This window comes from Actinomyces naeslundii (assembly GCF_001956585.1).
Classification (GTDB): Bacteria; Actinomycetota; Actinomycetes; order Actinomycetales; family Actinomycetaceae; genus Actinomyces; species Actinomyces naeslundii.
The window spans coordinates 163384-190175 of the sequence record NZ_MSRR01000003.1 but is presented as its reverse complement, the minus strand read 5'-3'; the positions used below and the strand labels follow the sequence as shown (position 1 = coordinate 190175).

Genomic DNA, 26792 nt, shown 5'->3' with positions numbered 1-26792 from the left:
GCGTTTGCATTGGGGACGCGCTGATCCTACCGCGAGGTACAGCGCTCACCCTGTGACGGGTGTGTCACGCCGGTCACGAGTGGTGGGAGAAACCGGCTTCGACGGCCCGGATGACTTGTTCTCCAGCCTCTTCGGGGGTGGTTGCACTCGTGTCGATGATCGTGTCAGCCAGCTCCCGGCACCTGGCCTGACGCTCGTGGAGCATCTGGACGAACTGGTGGTGGACGGTTCCCAGGGCCACGGACCGGGGAGCGTCCAGACCGTTGCGGGTGGCCAGTACCCGGGTGGCGCAGGCGAGGGCCACGATCTGGCAGGACCGGTCATGAACGAGTCGCAGCTCCTCGAGACGCCGGCCTATCCGGGGATCGCCCAGGCAGCCCGAGCCCAGAGCCACGACGGCACCCTGAGCCACCGCATGGTCGAGTACCTGGCAGGCGACGCGAGCCTCAACTCGGCGGTAGTCGGCCTCGGGCACCGCTACGAGCGCCAGGTCAGGACTGGTTCCCAGCTCGTCGGCGACTCTACGGCCCAGGTCGAGCACGGGCAGGCCCTCGATGGCTCCGATGGAGCGCCCCACGCTGGAGCAGCCGGCTCCGGGAGGACCGATGAGAATCAGAGCACGAGGAGGGTGGAGGATCAAGCCCCGCGCCTTTCAGCCGGGCCGGTCGAGTCGGTGACGGCCTCATGCGCCTTGAAGAGCACGTCCTCACTGGGCGCCTGCACCCTCACGGGTCTGGCGACGTCGTCGAGCAGGACCAGACGCAGCCGACCACCGCGCACCTTCTTGTCGCTCATCATCGCCGCCTTGAGATCCTCCCACCGGCCGCCTCCCTCGGGGAAGGTGGTGGGCAGTCCGACCGCCTCAAGGCTCTGACGGTGCAGGGCCAGTGCGTCACTGCTCAGGTTGCCGCTGCGGTGGGCGACCTCTGCGGCGAAGACGCAGCCAATGGCAACGGCCTCGCCGTGGCGCCAGGTGTAGCCAGTGACCTTCTCGATCGCGTGGGCGTAGGTGTGCCCGTAGTTGAGGATCTCCCGCAACCCGGCCTCGGTGAGGTCCTCGCCCACGACCGCGGCCTTGACCACGACCGAGCGAGTAACGAGGTCGACCAGAACCGGTGAGTCCCAGGCCAGGCAGTCGGCAGGCTCGGCCAGGACGCGGTCGAGGATGACAGGATCGGCGATGAGCCCGCACTTGACGACCTCACCGAGTCCCGCCCTCAGCTCGGCGGCCGGCAGGGTGGACAACGTCTCCAGGTCGGCGATGACGGCAGCAGGCGGGTGGAAGGCGCCGACCAGGTTCTTGCCGGCCGGCGTGTCGATCCCGGTCTTCCCACCGACAGCCGCATCCACCATGGCCAGTAGCGTGGTGGGCACCTGTACCACAGGGACTCCGCGCAGCCAGGTGGCAGCCGCGAAACCGGCCAGGTCCGTCGTCGCTCCGCCACCGAGACCAATCACGAGCCCGTCGCGCCCCAGGCGGAAGGATCCGAGTCGTTCCCACAGGTGCTCCAGGACGCGTGCCGTCTTGGCCGCCTCGCCGTCGGGTACCTCGATCCGGAGGACGCGCAGACCCCGACCGACCAGCTGCTTCTCGGCGCTGGCCGCGCGCTCGGTCAGGGCCTTGGCGTGGATGATGGCAACGCCTCCAGCGCCCGCGCCCGGGGCCTCCTGCACCACGCGAGCGAGGTCGGTCAGGGTCCCGTGGCCGATGAGTACGTCGTAGGAGTGGTCGCCGGTGACGCTGACACACCTGGCGCCGTCGTGGGTCTCAGGCGCCTCAGACGGCTGGATGCGGTGGCGCTGGGACGGGCTACCGGTCTCCTCGGACATGGTGGGCGTGGCCGCCCGGCTGTTCGCCATGGGGGCGAGAACACCGACCGCCTGCGGCGTCTGGACGCCGAGTGCGACGAGGATCAGGGCGGCGACCTGCTGAGGGCTGAGCCCGTCGGTGGGGACGGTGAGGGTGGCCACCTCGGCGTACAACGGTGTGCGCTGCGCGTGGAGAGACTCCATGCGCGCCAGGACGCCGTCGTTCCCGCCACTGCGCTCGTCACAGTCCTCGCGGCGCTGCTGAGCCGCACGGGTCTGGTCGGAGTCGGCATCTGGCGTCATGAGGGGACGGCCGGCGCCATCACCTACGTGCTCGGCGGCCGTGCTCGGGGATGTGGACAGGTGGATGACGGTGTGTCCGCGCAGCAGCTCACGGTTCTCAGGGCGCATCACCGCTCCCCCGCCCAGGGCGATGACACCGTGCGCAGCCGCCGGGGAGTCCAGGACGGCTCGCATGGCACGGTGCTCGCGGTCGCGGAAGCCCTCCTCCCCCTCGGAGGCGAAGATCTCTGGGATCGTCATCCGGGCACGCCTGCGGATCTCGGCATCGGTATCGGTGACCTGCACACCCAGCGCCTGGGCCAGAAGCCGGGCCTGGGTGGTCTTGCCCGCGCCGGGCAGCCCCACCAGGACCAGGGGCAGCTGGTCGTCGCGCAGGGCGATGGTTGGAACGCGCTTCCAGGTCATGATCGTGTCTCCCTCACCGTTGAGCAGGCCATCGGTACCAGTATCGCGTTCACCGACGGAATTACCACTCGGTTCACCAGTGTGTCCGCTGGGCTATGTGGGCCAGGTAGGCCTGAAGGTTGCGCCTGGCCTCGGTAACCGAGTCACCACCGGTCTTGTCCAGGAGAAGATCGGCCAGGACCAAGGCGGTCATGGCCTGAGCGATCACGGCGCCGGGGACGACGGCGCACACGTCGGAGCGCTGGTGGAGCCCGGTGGCCGCCTCACCGGTGGCCAGGTCGACGGTGCGCAGAGCCCGGGGCACCGTCGAAATCGGTTTGAAGGCGGCTCGTACCCGCAGCTCGGAGCCGTTGGAGATGCCGCCTTCGACACCGCCGGCTCGGTTCGTGCTCCGGGTGATCTCACCATCGCGCGCTGAGACGATCTCATCGTGCGCGGCCGAGCCCCGCCGGGCCGCCTCGGCGAAACCGTCACCGATCTCCACGCCCTTGACGGCTTGAATGCCCATGAGTGCGGCCGCCAGCCGGGCGTCGAGACGACGGTCGGCCGAGACGTGGGTGCCCAGTCCCACCGGCACGCCTACAGCAACGACCTCGACGACGCCGCCGAGCGTGTCCCCGGCCTTCTTGGCGGCGTCGATCTCCGCGACCATGGCAGCGCTGGTGGCGGGATCGGTACAGCGCACGGGGTCGGCGTCGAGGCGCTCAGTGTCCTCCGCGGTCGGCGCAGGCACGTCATCGGGCAGGGCGACGGTCCCGATACGTACGACGTGGCTGACCAGCCTGGTGCCGGCGACCTGGGCCAGGACGGCCTCAGCGAGTGCCCCCAGCGCCACACGGGCGGCGGTCTCGCGGGCCGAGGCCCGTTCCAGGACCGGGCGGGCCTCATCCAGGTCGTACTTGAGCATTCCGGGCAGGTCCGCGTGCCCGGGACGGGGGCGGGTCAGGGGACGATTACGGGCGATCTCACGCTCGTCGCCGGTGCCCGCGTCAATGAGCAGGTCGCGAGGATCCACGGGGTCGGCGCTCATCACGGTGGACCACTTGGGCCACTCGGAGTTGCCGATCTGCAGTGCGACGGGGCTGCCGATGGTGCTGCCATGGCGGATACCGCCCAGGATCCGCAGCTCATCGCGCTCGAAGGCCTGGCGGGCACCACGCCCGTGTCCCAGACGCCTGCGGGCCAGCGCGGTCCTGATGTCCTCACTGGTGATCCGTACACCCGCGGGTACGCCCTCCATCACCGCCGTCAGGGCCTCGCCGTGGGACTCTCCGGCCGTCATCCATCGAAGCATGAGACAGATACTCTCACACGCCGAAGACGTCTCCGGCGTCCTGGGGTGGATCGTCAGATGCGACGGCCCTCAGTGCGCAAGGGTCGTTGCCGGCGTCGTCAGTGCTGACAGAAGCGCCTCGCGCATGAGCTCGATGTCCGGATGCTGCCCGGTCATGAGCTGGACCTGGGGCACGGCCTGGTGCAGGAGCATGAGCCAGCCCGGGGCCACGGCTCCCCCGCCCCGCGCCCAGGCCTCGGCGAGAGCAGTGGGCCAGGGGTCATAGACGACGTCGAGCAAGACGGCTCCCGGCCGGGTTCCGCCCGAGCGATCCAGGACCTCGCCCACAGGACCTGCCAGAGGGTCCGCCGCCTTTGCCGGCAACGTGGAGACCACGACATCGGCCGAGACCAGGTACCGGGCCACCTCCGCGTTGGAGGCCGGGTCCACCGGTTTCCACGTGAGGGTTTCAATGTCCAGCCCCATGCGGTGCGCGGCGCTGAGCGCTCGGCCCGGACCGGCGTGGCGGCGCGCGGCGACAGTGATGCGACCGGCCCCGAGCTCGCCGAGCGCCGCCAGCGCCGAGCAGGCGGTGGCGCCCGAGCCGAGGACGACTGCGCGCTCGATCGGAGGATGCTTCTGCGAGGAGTCTCCAGGCGTCCTATGCGCCGTCTCCCGCAGCGCACCGACGATGCCGGCGACGTCGGTGTTGAATCCGGCCAGGAGCGCGCCTCCGGCGCCGCTGCGCTGCGCGACCACGGTGTTCACCGCCCCGACGGCCTCGGCCAGGGGATCAACAACGTCCAGGTGCGCCAGGAGCGCCTGCTTATGGGGCATGGTGACGCTCAGTCCCGCCCAGACCGGTCCGGTCTGCACCGGAGCGGCCATCTCGGTGAGCAGCACGGGCAGGTCCGCCGGCGCCGTCTCGCGGCGCTCATAGGACCAGTCGCCCAGACCCAGCCCGGCGTAGGCGGCGCGATGCAGCACAGGAGACAGCGAGTGGCTCACTGGACTGCCGGTAACGGCGGCACGGTGGCGGATCACCGCGTTCGCCCGATCAGCCACTCTTCTTCTTCCCGCCGTTGCAGATCTCCTCGTTCTTCTTGCAGTACTCATCGAGCTTCTTGGTGTTGGCCTTCTGCTCCTCACTTGTGGAGGAGAACAGGGTCTCACCGGTCTCGAGATTGACCGTGACGAAGTAGAGCCAGCTTCCGGCCGGCGGGTTGAGCACCGCCTTGATGGCTTCCTCGCTGGGACTGCCGATCGGTCCTGGCGGGAGCCCCTGGTGGACGTAGGTGTTGTACGCGTTGTTGGAGTCCGCCAGCTCGGTGGAGTTCGGGATGCCGCCGAAACGCCCCAGGCCGTATTGCACTGTCGAGTCCATCTGGAGCAGGCCATGGGTCTCACCACTGGTCTGGGCCAGACGGTTCTCGATGACCCGAGCCACCTGACCGTAGTACCTGGAGTCGTTGACCTCTCGCTCGATGATGGAGGCCTTGGTCAGGACCGCGTGGTAGTCCTCCTTGGGAACCTTGAGGTCCTTGAGCTGGGTAACGGTCCGGGAGACCATCTGCTTGACCAGGTCCTTGGGGGTGGCTTTCTCGGTGACGTCGTAGGTCCCCGGAGCGAGCCAGCCCTCGACGTTCCCACCCGCCTCAGCGGGCAGGCCGATGCCAGCTGTATCGGCGAAGGCGGCGTCGATCTGCTCGTCGGAGAAGTTGCCGACTTGCTTGAGCCGGTCCTTGACGATCTGCTTCGTGTGACCGGCCGACACCGTCAGGGTGTGGTCACCCTTGGTCTCGGGATCGAGCAGTGCCTGGAGCGCAGCGTTGGCCGACATCTTCTTCTTGAGCTTGTAGGTGCCCGGCTGAATGGTGTTGCCCTTCGGGTTGTTCTTCACTGCATTGGTGAAGGCCTTGCCGGAGGCGACAACGCCCTTCTCCTGGAGGATGTCACCGATGTCCAGCCCGGAGGCGCCCTCCGGGATGGTGACAGTGACCTCGCCCTCGCCGTTACCTTTGTAGTCCTCGGCGTGGGTCGCCTGGGCAGAGGCGTCTCGCATGATTCCGATGGCCTTGTAGCCCAGGACGCCAACTGCCGCGAGGGTGATGACGATGACGAGGCTCGTCAGCCAGTGCCGACGCCGCTTGCGCTGGCGGCGTTCGACCTTCTCCATACGCAGCTGCTTGCGGCTCTTGGGCTTGTCTTTGGCGTCACCAGCATCTTCATCGCGCTGGATGCCGAGCTCGGCGAAGAAATCGTCGTGGCTCACGCTCTGCCTCTCTTGATCGGGGGGACTCGCTCACCGGCCGGAACCCCGGACATCCGCTCGGTTGTGATGGCCTGTTCAAGGATGACGACCGCTGCCGCTTGGTCGACGATACCGCGAAAGCTTCTCTCCTTCAGGCCGGCCGCGTGCAGATCCCGGTGAGCAGTGACGGTGGTGAGCCGTTCGTCGACCAGCCGGACGCACACCTGCGGATGCAGACGGCCGGCCAGGTCTCGGGCCCAGTTGCGGGCGTCTCTGGTCGAGCTCGAGCTGCCACCGCCCATGCGCTTGGGCAGACCGACGATCACCTCGAAGGCACCGTACTCATCGACGAGGTCAACGGCCTCGTCGAGATCAGCACCATAACGGTCCCGCCTGAGAGTTACCACAGGAAACGACAGGATCGCGTCCTGATCGCAACGAGCGACACCAATACGTGCCTTTCCGACGTCGAAGGCGAGTCGCACTCCGGTCCGGAAGCCTGCCGGAGCCGGTTGGGCTGATGAGTCTGTCACGTAATCTGCTCAGGAGTCCGGGGCGAGCTCGCCGAATCACGCCTTGATCTGGTCGGCGACGGCCCGCAGCGCCTCGTCCAGTGCCTCGGGGTTCTGCCCGCCGCCCTGGGCCAGGTCGTCCTTGCCTCCGCCTCCGCCGCCCAGCACCTGAGCCGCGGTACGCACCAGCGCGCCGGCACGAATGCCCTGGTCCCGAGCACCACCGTTGGTGGCGACCACCACTACCGGGCGCGAGCTCAGGACCGCGCCGACGGCGACGACGGCGGGTTCGGAGTCACCGAGCCGGCTGCGGGCGTCCAGGGCCAGAGAACGGACGGCGTCGGCCGAGCCGACGGAGCCGAGGTTGGCCGAGACCAGCCGTACCTCGCCCACGCGCACGGCGTCGGAGACGATGTCGGCCGTGCGTGCTGCCAGTGCCGCCTGCTCAGCGGCAGCGAGACGCTTCTCGGCGTCCTTCAGCCGAGTCATGAGTCCTTCGACACGCTCGGGCAGGTCCTCGGGACGGCCCCCGACCATCGTGGAGAGCTGGGAAACCAGCGCGTGCTCCTTGGCCTGGTAGCCGTAGGCGCCATCGCCGACGAGCGCGTCAATGCGACGCACGCCCGAACCGATCGAGGACTCGCCCACCACCGCGATACGGCCGATGTGCCCCGTGGTGGGCACGTGGGTCCCGGCGCACAGCTCCTTGGACCAGTCACCGCCGATGGAGACGACCCGCACCTCCTTGCCGTACTTCTCACCGAACAGGGCCATGGCACCCGCGGCTCGGGCGGCGTCGATGTCCATGACCTCGTCGGTGACGGCCAGGTCCTCGGAGAGCCTGGCGTTGACCCGCTCCTCGATGCCGGCGATCTGGTCACCGGCCAGGGCCGAGCCGTGGCGGAAGTCGAAGCGCATGCGGGAGGGGGAGTTCTCGCTGCCGGCCTGGGTGGCGTTGTCGGAGACGATCTCGTGGAGCGCCTTGTGGACCATGTGGGTGGAGGTGTGAGCCCGAGCGATCGCCAGGCGGCGGGCCACGTCGATCTGGGCGAAGGCCTTCTCCCCCACGGCGATCGTGCCCTCGGTCAGGGTGCCGCGGTGGACGTGCAGTCCCTTGACGGGGGCCTGGACGTCATTGACCTCGACGGTGCCGCCGTCGGCCAGTCGGATCGTGCCCTGGTCGGCAAGCTGACCACCCATCTCGGCATAGAAGGGGGTGCGGTCCAGGATGACCTCGACCTCGGCCGGGGCGGTGACGACGCTCTGCGGGATGCCGCCGACCAGCACACCGGCAACGGTGGCCTCGGCGGAGGACTCGGTGTAGCCCAGGAATGTCGAGCCGCCGCCCATCTCCTTCTCCAGCTCGCGGAAGACGCGGATGTCGGCGTGCCCGGTCTTCTTGGCGCGGGCGTCGGCGCGGGCGCGCTCCTTCTGCTCGTTCATGAGGCTGCGGAAGGCGCTCTCGTCGACGTCGACTCCATGCTCGGCCGCCATCTCCAGGGTGAGGTCGATGGGGAAGCCGTAGGTGTCGTGCAGCTCGAAGGCACTCTTGCCGGACACCAGTGGACGACCGGTCCTGCCGGCGTCCTTCTTGGCGGTGGCCACGGCGGTGTCCAGGATCGTGGTGCCGGCTGCCAGGGTGCGACGGAAGGCGTCCTCCTCACCGTAGGCGACCTCGGAGATGGTGTGCCAGCCGGTCTCCAGCTCGGGGTAGGAGGCCTTCATGGCGTCCTTCGAGGCGGTCAGCAGCGTGGGCATGGCGGCCTCGTCGACGCCGAGCAGCCTCATGGAGCGCACCGCACGGCGGATGAGTCGGCGCAGGACGTAACCGCGTCCGTCGTTGCCGGGGCGCACGCCGTCGGAGATGAGCATGAGCGCCGAGCGCACGTGGTCGGCCACGACTCGCATGCGCACGTCGTCATGGTGGGCCTCGCCGGCCTCGGGGCCGGCGGCGCCGCGGCCGTAGACCTTGCCGGAGAGCTCCTCGGCGGCCTTGATGACGGGGAGGACCTCGTCGATCTCATACATGTTGGGCTTGTCCTGCATGATGAAGGCGAGGCGCTCCAGACCGGCACCGGTGTCGATGGCGGTCTGGTCGAGCTTGCCCAGGAGCTCGAAGTCGTGTCCCTTGCCCTCTCCGCGCAGGAACTCGTCGAAGACGAGGTTCCAGATCTCCAGGAAGCGGTCGCCCTGGGTGTCGACAGCGGGGCCGCCGTCGGGTCCGTAGGCGGGGCCGCGGTCGTAGTGGATCTCGCAGCAGGAGCCGGCCGGTCCGGGCTGCCCGGTCGACCAGGAGATGTCCTTGAAGGGAAGCAGCTGGATGCGCTCGGCGGGAACACCGATCTCGCGGGTCCAGTAGTCGAGGGAGACCTGGTCCTCCTCCCAGATTGTCATCCACAGCCGGTCCCCGTCCAGGCCGTAGCCGCCCTCCTCGCGACTGCCCGTCAGCAGGCCCCAGGCGTAGGAGATGGCTCCCTCCTTGAAGTAGTCGCCGAAGGAGAAGTTGCCGTTCATCTGGAAGAAGGTGCCGTGGCGCGTGGTGATACCGACGTTGTCGATGTCATTGGTGCGGATGCACTTCTGCACCGAGGCCGCACGGGGCCAGGGGGCCTCCTCCGTGCCCAGGATGTAGGGGATGAAGGGCACCATGCCCGCCACGGTGAACAGGATGGAGGGCTCCGGGGACACCAGGGAGACCGACGGCCGGATCTCGTGCTCGTTCGCGGCGAAGTAGTCCAGCCATCGGCTGCGGATTTCGGATGTGCGCATGGGGTCCTCATCCTGTTCGAGGGGGTGCCCGCTCACGTGGCGCACGGGCCGCGTGCTGGGGCGTGTGGACAGTGTGGTGTGGTCGACCGGTCGGGCGACTCGACAGCGGATCCAGGTGGCTGCGGGGCCGGAGCCGATCGGGGGCTCCCTGGTGAGCGTACTCCCACGCCGGGACGCCCCGAACCTCTGGTGGGTCCGGGGCGCCCCGGCGTCAGGTATACGTGGGCGTCAGCGCGAGTAGTACTCGACGACCATCTGGACGTCACAGGTCACGGGGACCTCGTCGCGCTTGGGGCGGCGCACCAGCGTGGCCGAGAGCTTCTCGAGGTCCACGTTGAGGTAGTCCGGGACGGGCGGCAGCACGTCGCGGTGGGCGCCGGCGGCGGCGACCTGGAAGGGCACCATCACCTGGGAGCGGGGACGGACCTGGATGGTCTGGCCGGGCTTGACGCGGTAGGAGGGGCGGTCCACGACCTTGCCGTCAACGAGGATGTGGCGGTGGACCACGTCCTGACGGGCCTGGGCGATGGTACGGGCGATCCCGGAGCGCAGGACGAGGGCGTCCAGACGCATCTCGAGCAGCTCGACGAGGGACTCACCGGTCAGGCCCTGGCCACGACGGGCCTCCTCGAAGACGCGCTGGAGCTGAGCCTCGCGGATGCCGTACTGGGCGCGCAGACGCTGCTTCTCCTTGAGACGCACGGCGTAGTCGGACTCGGTGCGACGACGGGCACGGCCGTGCTCACCGGGGCCGTAGGGGCGGCGCTCGAAGTAGCGCACGGCCTTGGGGGTCAGCGGGATGCCGAGGGCGCGTGACAGACGCACCTGGCGGCGGGAGCGTGAAGAGCTCATGTGTTTCATTCCTGTCGGATCGGTAGTCGCACGCCGCGGGCAGGACGCCGACGGCGCGGGGTCAGCCGCGGTTCGGGCCGGGACCCCAGGAGGTCTGCATCGTCATCGAACGGCGGTACCGGTAGGCGCCGCCGCCGATCATCTTCGATGTGGACAACTCGAGAACTGTAGCGTGCTCGCCGACGAAAACCCATGCCGGAATCGCCTGGTGTGAGGCGGTCCTCAACCCTGTCCCGCTCCCGCTTCAGTCCTGGGTGGGGCCATCATTGTCACCGTTCCTCAAGGATGCGGCGCACGGCCTCGAGTCGGGAGGCCAGCTGCTTCTCGAATCCGTTGCCGCTGGGACGGTAGTACCGACTGCCCTCGAGCTCGTCGGGCAGGTACTGCTGGCCGACGACGGCATGAGGGAAGTCGTGCGGGTAGCGGTAGCCCTTGCCGTGCCCGAGCCCCTCGGCGCCCGCGTAGTGCGCGTCGCGCAGGTGGGCGGGTACCGGAGGGGCCTTGCCCGCGCTCACGTCCGCCAGCGACTCGCTGAGCGCCACCGTGACCGCGTTGGACTTGGGAGCTGTCGCCACGGCGAGGGCGGCCTCGGCCAGGATGAGCCCGGACTCCGGCATCCCGATCAGGGCGACTGCCTGCTGCGCGGCCACGGCAGTGGACAGCACCGTGGGGTCGGCCAGTCCCACGTCCTCGGCGGCGTGGATGACGATGCGGCGAGCGATGTACCGGGGGTCCTCCCCGGCGGCGATCATGCGTGCCAGGTAGTGCATGGTGGCGTCGGGATCGGAACCACGCATGGACTTGATGAAGGCGCTGATGACGTCGTAGTGCTGGTCTCCGGCCCGGTCGTAACGCACGGCCGCCACATCGGCGGCCTGCTCGACGTCGGCGACCTCGATAAGGGGCTCCTCCCGCGCCAGGACCGTGCCCGCGGCGGCCTCCAGCACGGTCAGGGCCTTGCGGGCGTCGGAGCCGGCCATGCGCACGATCTGCTCGCGCGCCTCCTCGGTGACGCAAACGGCTCCGGCCAGGCCGCGGTTGTCGCTCACGGCGCGATCGACCAGGCACCCGATGTCCTCGGCGCCCAGGGGGTGAAGAGTCAGGAGCAGGGAGCGGGACAGGAGCGGCGAGACGACACTGAAGGACGGGTTCTCCGTCGTGGCGGCGATGAGTGTGACCCACCGGTTCTCGACACTGGGCAGGAGGGCGTCCTGCTGAGAGCGGGAGAAGCGGTGGACCTCGTCGATGAACAGGACCGTCTCCTCCCCCGCCGCCAGGCGTCGCCTGGCATCGGTGACCACGGCACGCACGTCCTTGACACCTGCGGTCACCGCCGACAGCTCCACGAAACGGCGCCCGCTGCCCCGCGCCACCAGATAGGCCAGCGTCGTCTTTCCGGTGCCGGGCGGCCCCCACAGGATGACTGAGGACAGAGCCGCACCGGGGTGCCGTGAGGTGGCGCTCGCCCGCGTGCCCGGCTGCGAGTGCAGCGTCACCTCGGCAGGCTCCACGAGGCGACGCAGAGGGGATCCGGGGGTCAGCAGGTGCGCCTGCCCCTGAAGCTCATCCAGCGTGCGGGGGCGCATCCGCACAGCCAGCGGCGCGTGGGAGTCCACGGGAATCCCGACCTCGTCAGTGCCGGCCGACTCGAACAGGTCCATGGGCCGACCCTATCCTCCCCCGCTCACGACTCCACTGGAACCACTGGTCACCCAGGTGGCTACGACGAGCTCTCTCCGGGTCCGACGCCAACCGGACCCGGAGAGCACTGCGAGAACGAGAGCGCCCGGATCGGTCAGAGCAGACTGATGTCTCCAGCGCCCTCACGAACCACCTCGGGAACGTCATCGGTCAGGTCGACGACGGTGGTCGACTCACCCTGCCCCACGGGACCCTCGATGACGACGTCGATGAGGTGCCCAAGGGACTCCTCGATCTCCCACCCGTTGGTCTCCGGTTCCTCCTGTCCGGGGCGGATGAAGGTGGAGGACAGGATGGGGGCACCGAACTCGGCGACGAGGGACTGGGTGATGGCGTGGTCCGGGATGCGCACGCCCAGCGTGTGCTTCTTGGGGTTGAGCGTCATCCGAGGAACGTCCTTGGTGCCCTTGAGAATGAAGGTCCATGGTCCTGGCGTGAGGCGCTTGATGAGCCTGAAGGCGTTGTTGCCCACGATGGCCAAGGGACCCACCTGGGCGAAGTCGGCGCACACGAAGGTGAAGTTGTGCTTGCCGTCGAGCTGACGGATGGTACGGATGCGGTCCAGGCCCTCCTTGTTCCCCGGCGCACAGGCCAGGGCGTAGCCGGAGTCAGTGGGATAGGCGACCAGACCGCCGTCGCGCAAGGTGTCGACGACTTTCTCAACCAGACGGACCTGCGGGTTCACGGGGTGGAGCTCGATGTAGCGTGACATGAACTCACCCTACATCTGGTGACTGCGCTCACATAGCATTCCGGGCGGCGAAGATCATCAGTGGCGAGGGATCTGGTGGGCGATGTCGGAGAAGACTCCGGTGACGCCCCAGTTGAAGAGCTCATTGGCCCTGCTCAGCGAGTTGATGGTCCAGACATTGACGCCGTAGCCCGCCCGCCGAAAGGCCTGGACCTTCTCTCGGGTCAGCCCGGAGTCCTCTGGGTGGATGTAGTCCGCACCCACGATCTGAAGCGTGCTCCTCCAGTCGCTTGACAGCGTTCCGCTCTTATAGAGGCACCCCACGGGCACCTTCGGGGCGCGTTGCTTGAACAGGTGGAGCAGGAGGTGACTGAAGGAGGAGACGATCACCTCCACGCCTGGACGCACACCTTCGAGCTCGGCGATGACCGCGTCGATAAGACGCAGTGTCTCCTCTCGCCCGGCCTCACTGGGCTTGATCTCGATATTGGCGTTGAGGCCGGTGGCGTTCATGAGGTCAATGAGATTCCGCAAGGTCGGGATCGGCTCTCCCCGGAACTGCGGTGAGAACCAGCCTCCGGCGTCGATGTCCGCCAGGTCGGCCACGTTCAGCCCGCCGTACCGGCCTGAACGGTTAGTGGTCCGGTCCAGAGTCGAGTCATGGCAGACGATGACCGTCCCATCGGCGATGATGTCGACGTCCGCCTCCACCCAGGCCACCTGATGGTCCACCGCACTGCGGAAGGCGGCCATGGTGTTCTCCGGGGCGAGGGAGCTCAGGCCTCGGTGCCCGATGATCATTCGCCCGCTATCGCGCACGAATCCGTCACTGCCTGAGGTCGCCGACGACATGACCGGAATGCTACACGAGGCGATGAACACGTCCTTGACATCAAGGTTTTTTGATATAAAATCTCCTACATGCGAAAGGTCGCGACGCCGCCGGCGGCCCCTCTAGGGGACGACTCCGCCGTGGTGCAGCTGTTCAAGGCGCTGGCTCACCCCATGAGGGCGAGCATCGTCTACCGCCTCATCAGCTCGCCGGCCGACGTCACCGAGCTGGTGGCGTTCCTCGGCGTCTCCCAGCCTCTGGTCTCCCATCACCTGCGGGTCCTGCGCAACGCCCACCTGGTTGAGTCGATCCGCGATGGCAGGCGCCAGAGCTACTCCCTCATTGACGACCACGTCGCATCGATCTTCATCGACACCCTCGAGCACACCAAGGAGCACGATCATGACTGCCACCACTGAGCACCGCCCCGCTGAGGCCCACCACCACACCCACGGCCCGAACTGTGGACACCTCGCCGTCATCCACGGCGATCACGTGGACTACATCCACAACGGCCACGCCCACCACGAGGACAACGGCCACTACGACGAGTGCGACACCTGCTCCTGTGAGCACTGCTCGGACTCCTGCGCCGTGTGCGAGTGCGAGGACTGCACCTGCCCGACCTGCAACCACAACACCTGCTCGTGCGAGCACTGCTCGGACTCCTGCTCCTCGTGCACCTGCGAGGACTGCTCCTGCCCGACCTGCACGCACGCCGCCTGATCGATTCAGTCGGTCATCCCTGGACGCGCACCGCTTGCGGTGCACTGTTGTGGGGCCTTCTGCCGAAGGACGTCTTTCGGCAGAAGGCCCCACAGGTTTGCGCCGATGTGCGCTCGCAACGATCATGTGCCCATGAGCAGCCCCTTCCCTGTCTCCAAGGCCTTTGCGCACGTCGCGCCGCCGGTTCCCGGTGTCCGTCTGGGAGAACCGCTGGGGCAGGGAGGATTCGCCACCGTCTACGCCGGGGAGCAAGTCTCATTGCGGCGTCCAGTGGCCGTCAAGATCGACTCCCGGCCATTGCACGATGAACGCAACCGTCGACGCTTCATGCGGGAGATGGCGGCGGCCAGCCGGATCAGTGGGCACCCGAACGCGGTCTCACTGATCGACTCGGGGGTACTGCCCGACGGACGTCCCTACCTGGTCATGGAACGCTGTGACGGAGGCTCCTTGGCCCAGGTCCTCGAGCGCTGCGAGCTCAGTGCCGCCCAGGCCGTCAGCATCGTCACGGCCGTCTCCGCCGCCCTGGGAGCCGCTCACGAAGCCGGAGTCCTCCACCGCGATATCAAGCCCGGAAACATCCTCATCGACGCCTACGGGAGCCCGCGTCTGAGCGACTTCGGCCTCGCCGCCATCCAGCGCGAGGGCATCGAGTCCTCCGTCACCCTGGAGACGATGACGCCAGACTTCGCTCCGCCGGAGGCCTTCACCCTGGCTGAGCCCTCACCCAGCGGCGACGTGTGGTCGATGGGGGCCGTTCTGTTCACGCTCCTGACCGGCCGCGGTCCTCGTCGCACCGCCGACGGCTCGGCCCGAAGCCTACCGGAGATCATCAACCACCTGTCCGTGCCCGTGGACACCTCAGACACGCGTATCCCTGAGGCGTTGCGCCCGCTCCTGGACCGGGCGCTGCACCCCGACCCCGCGCTCCGGCACCGCGACGGCAATGAGCTCACCGAGGCACTGACTCGGGTCGGTGGCCTCCCATGCTCGGCGATCGACATCCCTCAGGCAGCGATGCGGTCGTACCATCCCGCCGCTGCCGCGGTCCCTGCCTCCGGATCCGGTGCAAGACGCTCAGGCAGGGCCTTCCTGCTCCTGGCACTCGGCGTGACAGCAGGCGCCGTCGTCTCCGCCGTCCTGCTCGCGACCTCGAACCTGATTCCCTCGGCATCCTCAGCGGACCAGACGGCCACGCGGGCCTCGGCGTCACCCGTCTCAACCGGCACTCCTCCGGCCAAGGGCGCCGGCAGTGGTTCCACGGCCACGGCTCGGGCGAGTGCCCTCGGCTCCGAGAAGGCCTCACCGTCTCCGACGGCCGTCCCGACTCCCGCGCAGGTCAACGCGCAGGGCATCCCATACTCCGACGACATGCCCTGGCCGCTGGGAACCTGCCTGAGCCGGACCACCTCGGTCGTGGGCAGCACGAGTGTCAGCCAGGTCGACTGCTCCCAGGCCGACTGGATCGTCTTCGCCGGCGGAACCTTCGACCCGGCCACGACCGCTTCCAGCGCCTCCGAGGCGCTAACGGATGACCCGCAGGTCAAGGTCACCTGCACCAGCACCTACGCGGAGCGCTATGGACTCGACCTGTCCACCAGCTACTCGATCAATACGCTCGGTCCCGGTGATCAGGAGTGGGAAGCGGGCAATCGCGGTTTCGCCTGCGTTCTGGGCCGGCTGTAGGTCTGCAGCGGTCTCACGCGCCCCGCCGTGCACGGGGCCCGCACCGACAAGGACCCGGTTCCGCATCTCTTGGCGGGGTAGTCACTACGCGTTCATCGTCGAGGGCAATCAGAAGACCCTGCACCGAACTCTGAAGGATCTGCCGTGGAAGAACGTCCCGCCCATCTCCTCGGTTGACACTGGCCACGGGCGGTGGGCGCGACGCACCAGTACCACCACGAACCGCAAGACTCTGAAACAGGCCAGGCCCAGGGGCGGGTCACCGGCCGGTGCTGGCGAAGACTTCCTCGATGAAGGGATCGACGAGCCGGTGGTAGGCCTCCGGGGCGTCCCGCCGCACGCAGTGGCCGACGCCGTCGAGCAGCACCAGGCGCACGAGCGGATTGGTCACTTCAGTGGGGTCAGGAGCCATGTCGCCGCGGCGGGGTGCCAGGTAGAGCGTCGGCGTCCTCAGCCGGTTGATGGCGCTGACGAGGTCGGCCTCGCCGAGATAGGTGCCCTCGCGGATGTAACGGCGGTCGACCCGTTTCTTGCACGCGGCCCAGCCCTCGATCTCGGATTCGCTCCATGAGGTCTCGCGCCTCATGCGTTCCCGCTCGGCCGCGCCGCCGTCGGCGAAGGCGTCCAGGAACCGTTCCTGATGCTCCACGAACCAGGGGGCAGGGGCCCAGTGCCCGGTGGGACGTGCGACGTCCTCCAGGACCAGTGCCCGAACCAGCTCGGGCCAGGCGACGCTCACCCGCAGCGACATGAGCCCTCCCAGACTGTGGGCCACGACGACCGGCGGCTCCGAGAACAGGGCCAACGTCTTCTCAAGGTCCTTTTGCATGGTCTGCGGCGCCCGGGCCAGGGTCTCGTCATCCCACCGCGGGGAAGCCCCGTGCCCCCGCTGATCGATCGCGAGGACGTGATACCGGGAGGACCAGCGGGCCACGGCGTCGGGCCAGGCGGTAGCCGATTCGGTCAGGCCGTGGACCAAGAGCAGCGGCGGATCCGCCGGGGCGCCCCACTCGTGCAGCGCAAGCATCGTCACCTCGTCGAGTGTAGGCGAAGAGCGCGCACGAGCTCCGTGCTCGCATCGGCCCCGGCTGAGCTCATCGATTCCGATGAGGGCAGGTCTTCCAGGGCCTGTGGCGAAAGTCGTCGAGTTCGGTGCTCCCCGGGGGCCGAGGCCCCCGGGTGTATCCGCGACACCGGGATCGGCACCCCATCCGCAAGTCTTAGCCTGACGACGCGACCTTCGAACTCAGCTCTGCTTCATCCCGTCCTCTTTGCCCTGCGCCGCAGAGTCGGATTCGTCACTCGTCGTCCGGGACGGCGTCGACCCCGGCCTCCTTGCGCTGCTCGGGCGTGATCGGAGCGGGCGCCTCGGTCAGCGGGTCGAAGCCGCCGCCGGACTTGGGGAAGGCGATGACGTCACGGATGGAGTCGGCCTTGGTCAGCAAGGAGACGATGCGGTCCCAGCCGAAGGCGATGCCGCCGTGCGGCGGGGCACCGAACTTGAAGGCGTCCAGCAGGAAGCCGAACTTCTCCTGGGCCTCCTGCTCACCGATCCCCATGACGTTGAAGACGCGCTCCTGGACATCGCTGCGGTGGATACGGATGGATCCGCCACCGATCTCGTTGCCGTTGCACACGATGTCGTACGCATAGGCCAGGGCGTTGCCCGGGTCGGTGTCGAAGGTCTCCAGGCACTCGGGCTTGGGCGAGGTGAAGGCGTGGTGAACAGCGGTCCAGGCGGACTTGCCCAGGGCCACGTCGCCATCGGCACGGGCCTCGGCGGAGGGCTTGAACAAGGGGGCGTCCACCACCCAGACGAAGGACCACTCGTCGTCGTTGATGAGACCGCAGCGCTTGCCGATCTCCAGGCGGGCGGCGCCCAGCAGGGCCCGCGAGGAGTCCATGGGTCCGGCGGCGAAGAAGATGCAGTCACCGGGTTCGGCCCCGGCCGCCTGGGCCAGGCCGGCCCGCTCAGCGTCGGTGATGTTCTTGGCGACGGGCCCGCCGAGGGTCCCGTCCTCGGCGACGGTGACGTAGGCCAGGCCCTTGGCGCCGCGCTGCTTGGCCCACTCCTGCCAGGCGTCGAAGGTGCGCCGCGACTGGGAGGCTCCACCGGGCATGACAACGGCGCCCACGTAGGGGTTCTGGAAGACCCGGAAGGTGGTGTCCTTGAAGTAGCTGGTCAGGTCCACCAGCTCGCAGCCGAAGCGCAGGTCGGGCTTGTCCGAGCCGTACCTCTCCATGGCGTCGCGGTAGGTCATGCGCGCGATGGGTGTGGGTAGGTCGTAGCCGATGAGCGCCCACACCTCGCGCAGCACGTCCTCGGCGACGGCGATGACGTCGTCCTGCTCGACGAAGCTCATCTCCACGTCGAGCTGGGTGAACTCGGGCTGGCGGTCGGCGCGGAAGTCCTCGTCCCGGTAGCAGCGGGCGATCTGGTAGTAGCGCTCCATGCCGGCGACCATGAGGAGCTGCTTGAACAGCTGCGGGCTCTGTGGCAGGGCGTACCAGGATCCCGGGGCCAGGCGGGCGGGCACGAGGAAGTCGCGGGCTCCTTCCGGAGTGGAGCGGGTCAGGGTCGGCGTCTCGATCTCCACGAAGTCGTGGGAGTCCAGGACCCTCCGGGCGGCCTGGCTGACCTTGGCCCGCAGACGGATGGCGTGCTGCATGGCACTGCGCCGCAGGTCGAGATAGCGGTAGCGCAGGCGCGCCTCCTCGCCGACCTGCCCGGCGTCCTCTGCGTGGTCGGAGACCTGGAAAGGCAACGGGGCGGAGGTGTTGAGGATCTCGACGTCGGAGACGACGACCTCGATCTCGCCGGTGGGCAGGTTCGGGTTGGCGTTGCCCTCGGGTCGGGCACTCACCTCACCGGTGACGGCCAGGACGTACTCGGCGCGCAGGTCGTGAGCGACCTCCTCACGGATGACGACCTGCGCGATCCCCGAGGCGTCCCGCAGGTCGATGAAGGCCACGCCTCCATGGTCACGGCGCCGATCCACCCATCCGGTGAGGGTGACGACCTGGCCGATGTCTGAGGCGCGCAGGGAGCCTGCGGTGCGAGTTCGCAGCACGGTGCTGGGTTCCTTCCGTGTGGGGCACTGAGCCGGTGCCCGTCGGGGCGCACCACGAGACGGGTGGGCGCCGGCGGCAGTTTACAAGGAGCCCCGAGCTCGGTCCTCAAGCCCGTGCCGCGGTGGTACCGGAGTCACGCCACAATCCGAATACAACCGGGCGCAACTGAGTATCTGAGGTACAGGTGCGCGCCCGGCCGTAAGCTCGGTGTCAGGCCGCAGCCCGACGACGCTGGTAGGCGGCCATCCGCCGACGGTTGACCGCGACGAGCACCGACAGCACCACGAGAATCACGCTGAGGGCGAGGATTGAGGTGCCGATGATCGGGAAGCCGTCCGGTTCCGCCCCTGGGCCGGCCGCCTGAATGCCCGAGGCACCAGTGCCTTTCGATCCGCCCGTTGGGGCGACCTGGTGGGGAGGAGGCGTTGGCGCCGGCGGGACGGTGGGCGGGGCGGCTCCGCCGATGACCGTGACACCTGAGACGGTGAAGTACGGGCTCTTGTTGGTGTAGTCCGCCGCGTTGCCCTCTTGGGCGGTCACTCCCGGAGCCCCGGAGACCCGGAATCGTAGCCAGTGGTTTCCCTGCTCGACGTACTCGGGCAGCTCGAAGGAACCGGATGCGGTGCCGTCCTGCTTCGTCGTGATGGTCGTGACCACCTCGGACTCGGAGGGCCGCGAGGCGGCCAGCAAGCCGTCATCAATGAGAACCTGAACCGTCACGCCTCCGGGGAACCCCGAGAGCGTGAACATGATCGTCCCCCCGACGGCGACCGTCGACGGGCTGACGGTCGAGGCGGTTCCCGTGGTGGAGGGGTCGGCCGGTGTGTCGGCGTTGGCGGTGGGAACAGTGGAGATCACAGCCGCCAGGGAGGCGAGCAGGAGTGCGCAGACGATGACGAGCACGCGTGGAGCGCCTGCCGGATACTGAGAGCCGATCCGATGTCGGTGTGCTGACACGCGCCGTTCACTCCGGGTGCACCGACTCATCCGGGTCATCTATCTGTCACCTCCTTCGAGCGGCAGCATGTCATGGCTCTTTGCGATGTCATTGACGATCTCCTGAAGCGCCGTCAGCGCCTTCGCGGAATCCGCGGTCGGCGAGAAGCGTGCGGCACGCGAAGCGGCATTCCCGAATGAGCGGCGACCAGCAGGCTGCCGGCGCCGATGACGAGCAGTCCTCCGGCACCTCCCAGGAGCATGTCATTGGTGCTGAGCCCCATCGAGGTGGAGGAGTCGTCCTCCGGGAACGTCAGGAGCTGAGCCTGAGCCGGACTCCGGGGGTCGAAGGATGCCGACGTGATCTCCAGCTTCGCCCACCCCAGGAGGCTGTTGTCGCGGTCGGCCACCGCCAGCTCATAGGATCCGGACTCGAATGTCGAGATGTCGATGGAGACGCTGTTGGCGTCATCGACCTGCACCCAGCCCTTCGTGGTTGCTCCCGGGAAGACGAACACCGACACCCACTCCCCTGCCGAGACCTTGGCCTTGGGCAGCACGAGGTTGACGACGTTGCCCTGACGCGAGCCCGACAAGGATCCGGCGTTGTCAGCACTCAGCTGGGCGGAGCTGGATACCGGAGCGACCGGGTTTGCGGTGGGACGAACCGTGCGGTCCTCTGAGGCGGCCGTGCCGGCGTCTGCCTGCGTCGAAGCCCTGGAGTCCTCATTCGCTGAGGTGTCGCTGTTGCTGCGATGATCACTGTCCTGAGCCCGTCCCTGGTCGGCGCCGGGCTCTGCCGGAACATCGGCCGGCGGGGCATCCGCATCCGATCTGTCGGAGGAGTCGCTTCTATCCGATCCATCAGAGCTGTTATCGGTGTCGGACTGACCGCCGGAGCCACTTCCCTGGTTACTGGGGACGTTCCCGCCTGATGTGTCTGTCGCCGACTCAGAATCCGGTTTCGGGTTGGTTGGCCGGGCGGGAGGAGTCGACGGCGAGGGAGCGGCTGAGGGCTCGATGGACGGAGCAGCGGACGGGTCCGACGTCGGCTCGCCGGAAGGAGCGGGTGACGGCTCGGGCGCCGGAGACGACGAGGGCTCGGCTGTGGGACCAGCTGTCGGGGTCGGCGCCGGCTGCGGAGTCACCGACTTATTGAGGACGAAGACATTGGTGCCGGCCGTCAGCCCGGTTTCGATAGGTGAGATCTGAAGGTAGTAGCGTCCCTTTTCGGCCTTCCCCGCAGTGTAGAGCGCCGACAGGTTGAGCTGAGCACTGAAGGAACCGTTGTGGAAGGTGACGGGTACCGAGACGGTTCCCGGCACCGCGTATCCACCGTGGGCCATCATCTTGATCTCGACCGACTTCTCACCGTCGAGCATGGTTCCCTGTGAGCACCAGCCCGTGCCCGAGATCCTGACGGCCACCTCAGGATCGTAGACAGGTTCAGTCCCCTTGGGATCAGCGCCATCTGGAGTGAGAACAGACGCGGTCGGCGCTACTTGGCAGGTTGTGTTCGTCGGGCTTGCCGAGGAAGTCGGTGTGGGGGCCGGTGTGGCTGAATGGGTGGGCGTGGCCGTTGCCGTCGGCTCCGACGACGGCGTGGCTGAGGGCGTCGGGGTGGGCGTCTGCGTCGGCTCTGGAGCCGGTTCTGCAGTCGGCTTGGTGGTCGGCGCCGCAGTCGGCCCAGTTGTGGGCGCAGTGCTCGGTACTGTCGTGGGTGCTGCGGTGGGGTCGTTGGTGGGTTCCGTCGTCGGCTCCGGCTCGGAAGTTGGCTCAGCCGTCGGCTGCGGGGTCGGCTCGACCGTGGGCTCAGCAGTCGGCTCCGCCGAGGGCTCGGCACTGGGCTCGGTCGTGGGGTCTGGAGAAGGAGGATTGACGATGTCGGGGTCCTGCTTGACGAAGGAGAACATGCCCGTCGTGGCGCTCACCGTTCCGCTGGTGAAGGTGAGGCTGTAGACCCGCTTACCGACGTCCCAGGTGTCGTCGCCCGTGACCTGTCGCATTCGTTTGATGAATTCATCGGTGAACATGAAGGCAGTTTGCTCACCACTCCCGATGTCCGAGGCGAGCTCGACGTTGTAGCCGGGGATAGGGTATCTGGAGACCGTATCACCCTCGATCACGTTTACGGTGATGCTCGGGTTCGATAGGAGCTGGCCATCATCCTGGCACCAGCCAGTCAGCACAGCGTCGATGCCTGCTCCGAAACCGGTCTCGTAGACCGGGACCACGTACTCCGGCTTGGACTGCCCCTCGGGGTACTTCACAGAGGCGGCGGGGTGACAGTCGCTCGTCGCGCCAGCATCGCTGACGACCCCGCTCTCAGCAAGGAGGGGCATGGCCGCAACCCCTGCAGTGCTCATTAGAGCACCGCAGGCTGTCAGAACAGCAAGAATCGCGCGCGCACCGAGCCTGGTGGAGGGGAGGGCAGCAAGCAGCCGCTGAGCGTAGTGCATCAAGTGGTCTCGTTCATGGGCGGGTACAGGTGGACTTACTCGTACGGTCCGCAGTTGGGGACGTTGGATGACGAGGAAAGGAACGCACCGTTCAACGGATACGACTGCCTTTCGCAAACGATAATAGACAGACTGCTCCCCTCTAAGAATCCTCTATCTTCCGAACTCATCGTTTGCGACGTCGATTCCTGGTTAAGTATACACAGCAGTAACCCGACAACCGGTCAGGATGAGACCATCGAGTTCCGAAATCACTGAGAAAACTCGTGCATTGGTAACGATAAATCGGGTCGCGTGATCACACCGTTGCCCAGGTTTCATTTCCATCTCGTTTTTATGTGCACGCGTCACGGGCAATAAGGAAGATCCTGCTCGTGAACGTCGAGCCCCCAGGACAGCCCGTGACGCCACCAGGCGTAGTCATGGCCACCGCGCTCCTCGCGGTACTCCAGCAGAGCCCCCTGGGCCGCGAGCAGCTGAGCGGCCAGGCGCCCGCCCGTGCGCAACACACCCTCGTGCACGCCGCACTGAACCACCAGGCGGGCCGGCACCGGCTCAGACGGCTTCTGCTCACCTCGACGGCGCAACCAGGCCAGGAGCTCTCCCTCCCCTTCGCCCCTGCGGCCTGACCCCAGCCAGAAGGAGCCCGACTGGCAGATGGCACGAGCAGCGGCATCCGGGCGGTGCAGGACGAGATCCGCAGCGGCCACACCCCCCAGGGACTGACCGGCCACCACCACCCGCTGCGGGTCGCACGGTGGCCGAAGGCTTCGCACCGCCTCAAGGCACCGGATCACCAGCTCCCTGCTGCGATGAGGATCTGCCAGGTCGCGCGCACGCATGGTTAGACTCCCGGAGTCGATGAGCAGCAGGTCCCAGGAAGCCGCTCTGGCGCCAAGCCTGCGGACGACGTCGTTGCGGCGCCAGATCTCGCCGTCGAGAAGAACCAGCAGTCCCCGCCCCTGATCCTGTCCCCGCTCCCGCCGGCCTCCGTCCGAGCCGCCGCAGCAGTCCTGCTGCCAGAGGGTGATGCGTCGCGCGGAGTCGCCAGGAGCATCGAAGCCGTCGAGGGCCCCGCCGCCGACCTCAACGCTGTATCCGTACCCTCCGCCGCTGGGGTCAATGCTGGGCGCAGCCATCACGCCTTCGGCCGACGCCACCGACCACTCCGGGTGGGTGACAGCTCCCGGCCCCTCCCACAGGGAGGAGACGAAGCCGAAGCCGTCATGCAGTCGATCGGGGCAGAGGGCATCGGGGCGTCCTTCGGCGTGAACGCGTTTCCAGCACTCCCGTCGCGCCCCGACGTCGTCGGGCAACCGATCACGCGTCACCACGATCCGATAGCCCACAAGGGCGTCATCCGGCAGCAGGACATGAAGCGCCCACCACCCGGTTCCCGGGACCCGGTTGGCCAGAGCCGGGACAATGTGCGTGCGGTGATTGTCCGTCAGCGTGTTGAGGTGGATGAGCACACTGGGACTCTCACCATGCCGTCGATCGTCGCACCACAGGAAGGTCGCCTCGCGCATCGTGACGCCATCAACAAGGCGAGTCTCCCCCAGCACCGGGGTGCCACGAGCCGCCGCGGCCGCGAGGGCATCATCGTCGGGCTTCCGCGGCCACCATGCCGGCGCTGCAGGAAGAAGACCGCCCCCCGGCGCCACGGGGGTCGACGTCAGCTCTCGCCACCGGGTCTCGCGCACCAGAACATCGTCAGGACGGATACCGCTCACACCACGACCCTATCCGACGTCGCACGGCCCCTATCGGCTGCAGTGCCTGTAACAGCGACCGGTCACGGCTCACCAGCGACGGACCGTACGGGAAAATGAGCTTGCATTCTTCCGGGCGACATGGCGTAGGGTGTCGCCCATGATGCACATCGCTCTGAGGACCACTACCGCCTCCGGCGCTCAAGCGCTCGCGGTCATGTGTGGCGCGCGAATGTGCTGTTGCTGTCGGCCTTACTGATTCACCCCGGTGCACCTCTGGCGCCTGAAGCCGAATGATGCCTTGGTAAAGATCGACCGCTGTGGAACGCCCGAGGCAACGTCGGGCTGAGCTCCCGCTTTCCGGCTGCGCGATGCCGTAGAACCGCCACTGCGCCGGTGTCTCATGAGCCGCTGAGCCACGACGATCCCGATGCCGTTCACAGGCTCTCGTCGTCCTCGTCGACTAACGCCACAGGAAATTGCTGTTGCGATCACGCGTCTGCACACCTGAGCCGTATTCCTAGCCAACCTGTTCGGTTCTCTCCCGTCCCATTCCTTTTCCTAGGAGACACCATGTCCAAGACCGTCCCCTCCCCTTCTTCCGCCTCATCCTCATCAGATTCGTCCCTTCTTAAGAAGGACGAGGTCACCGCCGAGAACGCAGCGGAGATACTTGCTGCGGACGACGACGCGGATGGCCCAGATGCTGAGGCACCTCGCCGCAGCAGACCCTCGCGGCGCACGCTGCTGACGGTCGGTGGCCTGGCGGCCGCCACCGCGCTCGGTGCCGGCGCATACCTGACGATCCGGCGCACCAATCAGGGAGTGATCGGGGCCCACGAGGCGCTCCCCCTGGTGATCGGCGGAGACATCTGCGCCGCTCCGCTCTACGCCGCGTACCACAAGGGATTCTTCGACGACGCGGGTCTGAAGGTGACCCTTGCGCGTACCCAGCAGACCGAGGACACCAAGGACGGAGTGGGCGCAGGCAAGTACATCGGCGCCCCCGGCATCTTCTTCTCCTGGCTGGAGCCGATCTACAACGGGCTCAATGCCAGGCTCACGGCAGGACTTCACGCCGGCTGCCTACGTCTGGTGGTGGGCAAGGACTCCCAGTACCATCGCCTGGCAGATCTCAAGGGCACCACCATCGGTGTTCCGTCACTGTCGTCATCGGCCTTCGCCTACTTCGCAATCGGGCTGTCCGAGGCCGGTATCAACGTCGACCCCGACGGCGGCGACATCACCTGGCGCACGGTCGATGCGGACTCCCTGGGAACCGCTCTGGCCGACGGGCAGGTGGACGCCATCATGGGTTCCGACCCCGCGCCGCTGCTTCCCGTCTTCAACGGCACGGCCCGAGAGCTGGCCAACAACGACGCTGAGGAGTTCTGCTGCTCGGTGGCTCTCAACGGCGACTTCGTCAAGAAGCAGCCCAAGGAGGCCAAGGCTCTCACTGAGGCCTGGTTGAAGGGTTCGGCCTACGTGCCGGACCATATCGATGAGATCGCCAAGATCGAGGTCGACAACGACTACGTGGCTGCGGACCAGGACGTCGTCGTCCGAGTGCTCAAGACCTATGGGTTCAAGGCCTCGGCATCCAGGTTCCGCGCTGCGATCGAGCCTGGCATCGAGAAGTTCAAGACAACCGGCTTCATCACCTCCGACGTCTCCGCACAGAGCCTGACGAACGCGGTCGTCGCCGATCTCGGCATCAAGGACTGATGGCCAGTGCTCACCAATACCAGACCCACAGCCACACCAACCGAGCGCGGTGACCAGAAGCGTCCAGAACCGAGCTCCTCGGCAACCAGGCCCGAGGCACCAGCACGTCGTCGGTTCTCCTCGACATCGTTGTGGACAACGACCGCACTGTCTTTGTGGCTGGTCTACCCGGTCATTGTCGTCCTGCTTCCGGACGCGGGCCTTCTCCGCCGGGCACCGACCACTCCGCTGACTGTTCTCGCCGGCACCTGGCTGGTGGTGCTCACCGCGTGGACCTTCTGCGCCTGGAGACGTCCGGCCTCGGCGGCGGCGAGCGCGCTGGCGCACTACCTGCCCTGGATCAACGCTGCCGGCGCCTGGTTCATCGTCTGGCAGCTGACGACCTCCAAGCTGGGGCTGCTCGCGCCCCCGTACTTCGCCGCCCCAGAGGTACTGATCGCGTCCTTCGCCGGTGACTGGAGGCTGCTGCTCAGCTGCCTGGGGGCCTCCGCCCTGCTCTTCGTCATCGGGTACACAGCGGGATCGGTGCTGGGGTTCTTCACGGGACTGCTCATGGGTTGGTCGAGGCGCGCCGACTACTGGCTCCATCCGCTCCTGCAGACCATCGGTCCGGTTCCTGCGGCCTCTCTCCTTCCACTGGCCCTGCTTCTGCTCCCGACGACGTACGCCTCGGCGGCCTTCATCGTGGGCTTCGGCGCCTGGTTCCCCATGGCGACCATGACCCGTGCGGGCGTGCGCTCCGTGCGCCGCGACTACATCGACATGGCCCGCACGCTGGGAGCCGACGAGCTCTTCCTCATCCGGCGGGTGGCCGTGCCCTCGGCCCTGCCCGACATGCTCACCGGCCTGTTCACGGGCCTGGGCACCTCGCTCGCCGCCCTCATGACCGCCGAGCTCACCGGTGTCGACAAGGGACTGGCGTGGTACATCAACTGGGTCAAGGGCTGGGCTGACTACCCCAGGATGTACGTGGCCCTCATCATTCTGGTGGCCTTCTGCCGCACCCTCATGGTCCTGCTGTTCAAGATCCGCTCCTCGCTGCTGGCATGGCAGCAGAACCTTGTGAGGTGGTGAACCG

21 protein-coding genes are annotated in these 26792 nt (G+C 67.6%); 5 read left to right on the top strand and 16 right to left on the bottom strand.

Annotated elements, in window-relative coordinates; genetic code table 11:
- Positions 1 to 73: 73 nt before the first annotated feature.
- From BKH33_RS01820 to BKH33_RS01770, 11 genes are all read right to left on the bottom strand, one after another.
- A complete protein-coding gene (locus BKH33_RS01820) occupies positions 74 to 640 on the bottom strand; it encodes a shikimate kinase (protein WP_003782219.1) in 567 nt (188 codons plus the stop codon).
- Positions 637 to 2517, bottom strand: coding sequence for a 3-dehydroquinate synthase (gene aroB / locus BKH33_RS01815; protein WP_003782221.1), 1881 nt, complete (start codon positions 2515 to 2517; stop codon positions 637 to 639). Before aroB ends, BKH33_RS01820 begins: the two co-directional genes overlap by 4 nt.
- 73 nt (positions 2518 to 2590) lie before the next feature.
- Positions 2591 to 3811 (bottom strand): chorismate synthase, encoded by a 1221-nt coding sequence (gene aroC, locus BKH33_RS01810; RefSeq protein ID WP_003782189.1) that lies wholly within the window; start codon positions 3809 to 3811, stop codon positions 2591 to 2593.
- Between the two features lie 69 nt (positions 3812 to 3880).
- On the bottom strand, positions 3881 to 4834 hold the full coding sequence (locus BKH33_RS01805; protein WP_003782191.1) for a shikimate dehydrogenase: 954 nt from the start codon (positions 4832 to 4834) through the stop codon (positions 3881 to 3883).
- A 13-nt stretch (positions 4835 to 4847) separates the two neighbouring features.
- Positions 4848 to 6062 carry an endolytic transglycosylase MltG gene (mltG, locus tag BKH33_RS01800; protein WP_003782208.1) on the bottom strand — a complete coding sequence of 405 codons (1215 nt, stop codon included), beginning with the start codon at positions 6060 to 6062 and terminating at the stop codon, positions 4848 to 4850.
- Complete coding sequence (gene ruvX / locus BKH33_RS01795) at positions 6059 to 6574, bottom strand: Holliday junction resolvase RuvX (RefSeq protein WP_003782163.1); 516 nt, start codon at positions 6572 to 6574, stop codon at positions 6059 to 6061. Before ruvX ends, mltG begins: the two co-directional genes overlap by 4 nt.
- Positions 6575 to 6610: 36 nt before the next feature.
- Positions 6611 to 9322 carry an alanine--tRNA ligase gene (gene alaS / locus BKH33_RS01790; RefSeq protein ID WP_003782185.1) on the bottom strand — a complete coding sequence of 904 codons (2712 nt, stop codon included), beginning with the start codon at positions 9320 to 9322 and terminating at the stop codon, positions 6611 to 6613.
- A gap of 228 nt (positions 9323 to 9550) precedes the next feature.
- Positions 9551 to 10174, bottom strand: coding sequence for a 30S ribosomal protein S4 (gene rpsD / locus BKH33_RS01785; protein WP_003782217.1), 624 nt, complete (start codon positions 10172 to 10174; stop codon positions 9551 to 9553).
- A gap of 269 nt (positions 10175 to 10443) precedes the next feature.
- The gene (locus BKH33_RS01780) at positions 10444 to 11835 is read right to left on the bottom strand and encodes a replication-associated recombination protein A (protein WP_003782187.1); all 1392 of its coding nucleotides are present in this window, start codon (positions 11833 to 11835) and stop codon (positions 10444 to 10446) included.
- A gap of 134 nt (positions 11836 to 11969) precedes the next feature.
- The gene (locus tag BKH33_RS01775; RefSeq protein ID WP_003782175.1) at positions 11970 to 12587 is read right to left on the bottom strand and encodes an L-threonylcarbamoyladenylate synthase; all 618 of its coding nucleotides are present in this window, start codon (positions 12585 to 12587) and stop codon (positions 11970 to 11972) included.
- 57 nt (positions 12588 to 12644) lie between these two features.
- A complete protein-coding gene (locus BKH33_RS01770; RefSeq protein WP_050998492.1) occupies positions 12645 to 13418 on the bottom strand; it encodes a glycerophosphoryl diester phosphodiesterase in 774 nt (257 codons plus the stop codon).
- A gap of 69 nt (positions 13419 to 13487) precedes the next feature.
- Between BKH33_RS01770 and BKH33_RS01765 the strand changes: the two genes are divergently transcribed.
- The 3 genes from BKH33_RS01765 (at position 13488) to BKH33_RS01755 (ending at position 15810) form a co-directional block, all read left to right on the top strand.
- On the top strand, positions 13488 to 13817 hold the full coding sequence (locus tag BKH33_RS01765) for an ArsR/SmtB family transcription factor (protein ID WP_043539127.1): 330 nt from the start codon (positions 13488 to 13490) through the stop codon (positions 13815 to 13817).
- Entirely contained in the window at positions 13801 to 14124 is a 324-nt protein-coding gene (locus BKH33_RS01760) for a hypothetical protein (protein ID WP_075406071.1), read from the top strand. Before BKH33_RS01765 ends, BKH33_RS01760 begins: the two co-directional genes overlap by 17 nt.
- A gap of 132 nt (positions 14125 to 14256) precedes the next feature.
- Positions 14257 to 15810, top strand: coding sequence for a serine/threonine-protein kinase (locus BKH33_RS01755; protein WP_081395409.1), 1554 nt, complete (start codon positions 14257 to 14259; stop codon positions 15808 to 15810).
- Between the two features lie 259 nt (positions 15811 to 16069).
- Here the strand turns inward: BKH33_RS01755 and BKH33_RS01750 are convergent, their stop codons facing one another.
- From BKH33_RS01750 to BKH33_RS01725, 5 genes are all read right to left on the bottom strand, one after another.
- Positions 16070 to 16837 (bottom strand): alpha/beta fold hydrolase, encoded by a 768-nt coding sequence (locus BKH33_RS01750; protein WP_003779943.1) that lies wholly within the window; start codon positions 16835 to 16837, stop codon positions 16070 to 16072.
- Between the two features lie 271 nt (positions 16838 to 17108).
- On the bottom strand, positions 17109 to 18881 hold the full coding sequence (gene aspS / locus BKH33_RS01745; protein ID WP_003779947.1) for an aspartate--tRNA ligase: 1773 nt from the start codon (positions 18879 to 18881) through the stop codon (positions 17109 to 17111).
- Between the two features lie 211 nt (positions 18882 to 19092).
- Positions 19093 to 19785, bottom strand: a complete 693-nt coding sequence (locus tag BKH33_RS01740) for a DNA-directed RNA polymerase II (protein ID WP_232621434.1) — start codon at positions 19783 to 19785, stop codon at positions 19093 to 19095.
- Between the two features lie 167 nt (positions 19786 to 19952).
- Entirely contained in the window at positions 19953 to 22184 is a 2232-nt protein-coding gene (locus BKH33_RS14420; protein WP_268869531.1) for a hypothetical protein, read from the bottom strand.
- Positions 22185 to 22624: 440 nt separating this feature from the next.
- Positions 22625 to 24010: an enterochelin esterase domain-containing protein gene (locus BKH33_RS01725; RefSeq protein WP_309314181.1), complete on the bottom strand. Its 1386-nt coding sequence runs from the start codon at positions 24008 to 24010 to the stop codon at positions 22625 to 22627.
- 552 nt (positions 24011 to 24562) lie between these two features.
- Between BKH33_RS01725 and BKH33_RS01720 the strand changes: the two genes are divergently transcribed.
- Complete coding sequence (locus tag BKH33_RS01720) at positions 24563 to 25714, top strand: ABC transporter substrate-binding protein (protein ID WP_075412753.1); 1152 nt, start codon at positions 24563 to 24565, stop codon at positions 25712 to 25714.
- A gap of 6 nt (positions 25715 to 25720) precedes the next feature.
- Positions 25721 to 26788, top strand: coding sequence for an ABC transporter permease (locus BKH33_RS01715; protein WP_003779923.1), 1068 nt, complete (start codon positions 25721 to 25723; stop codon positions 26786 to 26788).
- The last annotated feature ends 4 nt before the right edge of the window (positions 26789 to 26792 follow it).

What these genes read in the sequence shown, in the direction of transcription:
- aroC (WP_003782189.1), bottom strand. Translation starts at nt 3,811, where the DNA reads ATGCTTCGATGGATGACGGCCGGAGAGTCCCACGGCGAGGCCCTGACG.
- rpsD (WP_003782217.1), bottom strand. Translation starts at nt 10,174, where the DNA reads ATGAGCTCTTCACGCTCCCGCCGCCAGGTGCGTCTGTCACGCGCCCTC.
- BKH33_RS01770 (WP_050998492.1), bottom strand. Translation starts at nt 13,418, where the DNA reads ATGTCGTCGGCGACCTCAGGCAGTGACGGATTCGTGCGCGATAGCGGG.
- BKH33_RS01760 (WP_075406071.1), top strand. Translation starts at nt 13,801, where the DNA reads ATGACTGCCACCACTGAGCACCGCCCCGCTGAGGCCCACCACCACACC.
- BKH33_RS01775 (WP_003782175.1), bottom strand. Translation starts at nt 12,587, where the DNA reads ATGTCACGCTACATCGAGCTCCACCCCGTGAACCCGCAGGTCCGTCTG.
- alaS (WP_003782185.1), bottom strand. Translation starts at nt 9,322, where the DNA reads ATGCGCACATCCGAAATCCGCAGCCGATGGCTGGACTACTTCGCCGCG.
- BKH33_RS01765 (WP_043539127.1), top strand. Translation starts at nt 13,488, where the DNA reads ATGCGAAAGGTCGCGACGCCGCCGGCGGCCCCTCTAGGGGACGACTCC.
- aroB (WP_003782221.1), bottom strand. Translation starts at nt 2,517, where the DNA reads ATGACCTGGAAGCGCGTTCCAACCATCGCCCTGCGCGACGACCAGCTG.
- BKH33_RS01750 (WP_003779943.1), bottom strand. Translation starts at nt 16,837, where the DNA reads ATGCTTGCGCTGCACGAGTGGGGCGCCCCGGCGGATCCGCCGCTGCTC.
- BKH33_RS01720 (WP_075412753.1), top strand. Translation starts at nt 24,563, where the DNA reads ATGTCCAAGACCGTCCCCTCCCCTTCTTCCGCCTCATCCTCATCAGAT.
- BKH33_RS14420 (WP_268869531.1), bottom strand. Translation starts at nt 22,184, where the DNA reads ATGAGCACTGCAGGGGTTGCGGCCATGCCCCTCCTTGCTGAGAGCGGG.
- BKH33_RS01780 (WP_003782187.1), bottom strand. Translation starts at nt 11,835, where the DNA reads ATGGACCTGTTCGAGTCGGCCGGCACTGACGAGGTCGGGATTCCCGTG.
- BKH33_RS01755 (WP_081395409.1), top strand. Translation starts at nt 14,257, where the DNA reads ATGAGCAGCCCCTTCCCTGTCTCCAAGGCCTTTGCGCACGTCGCGCCG.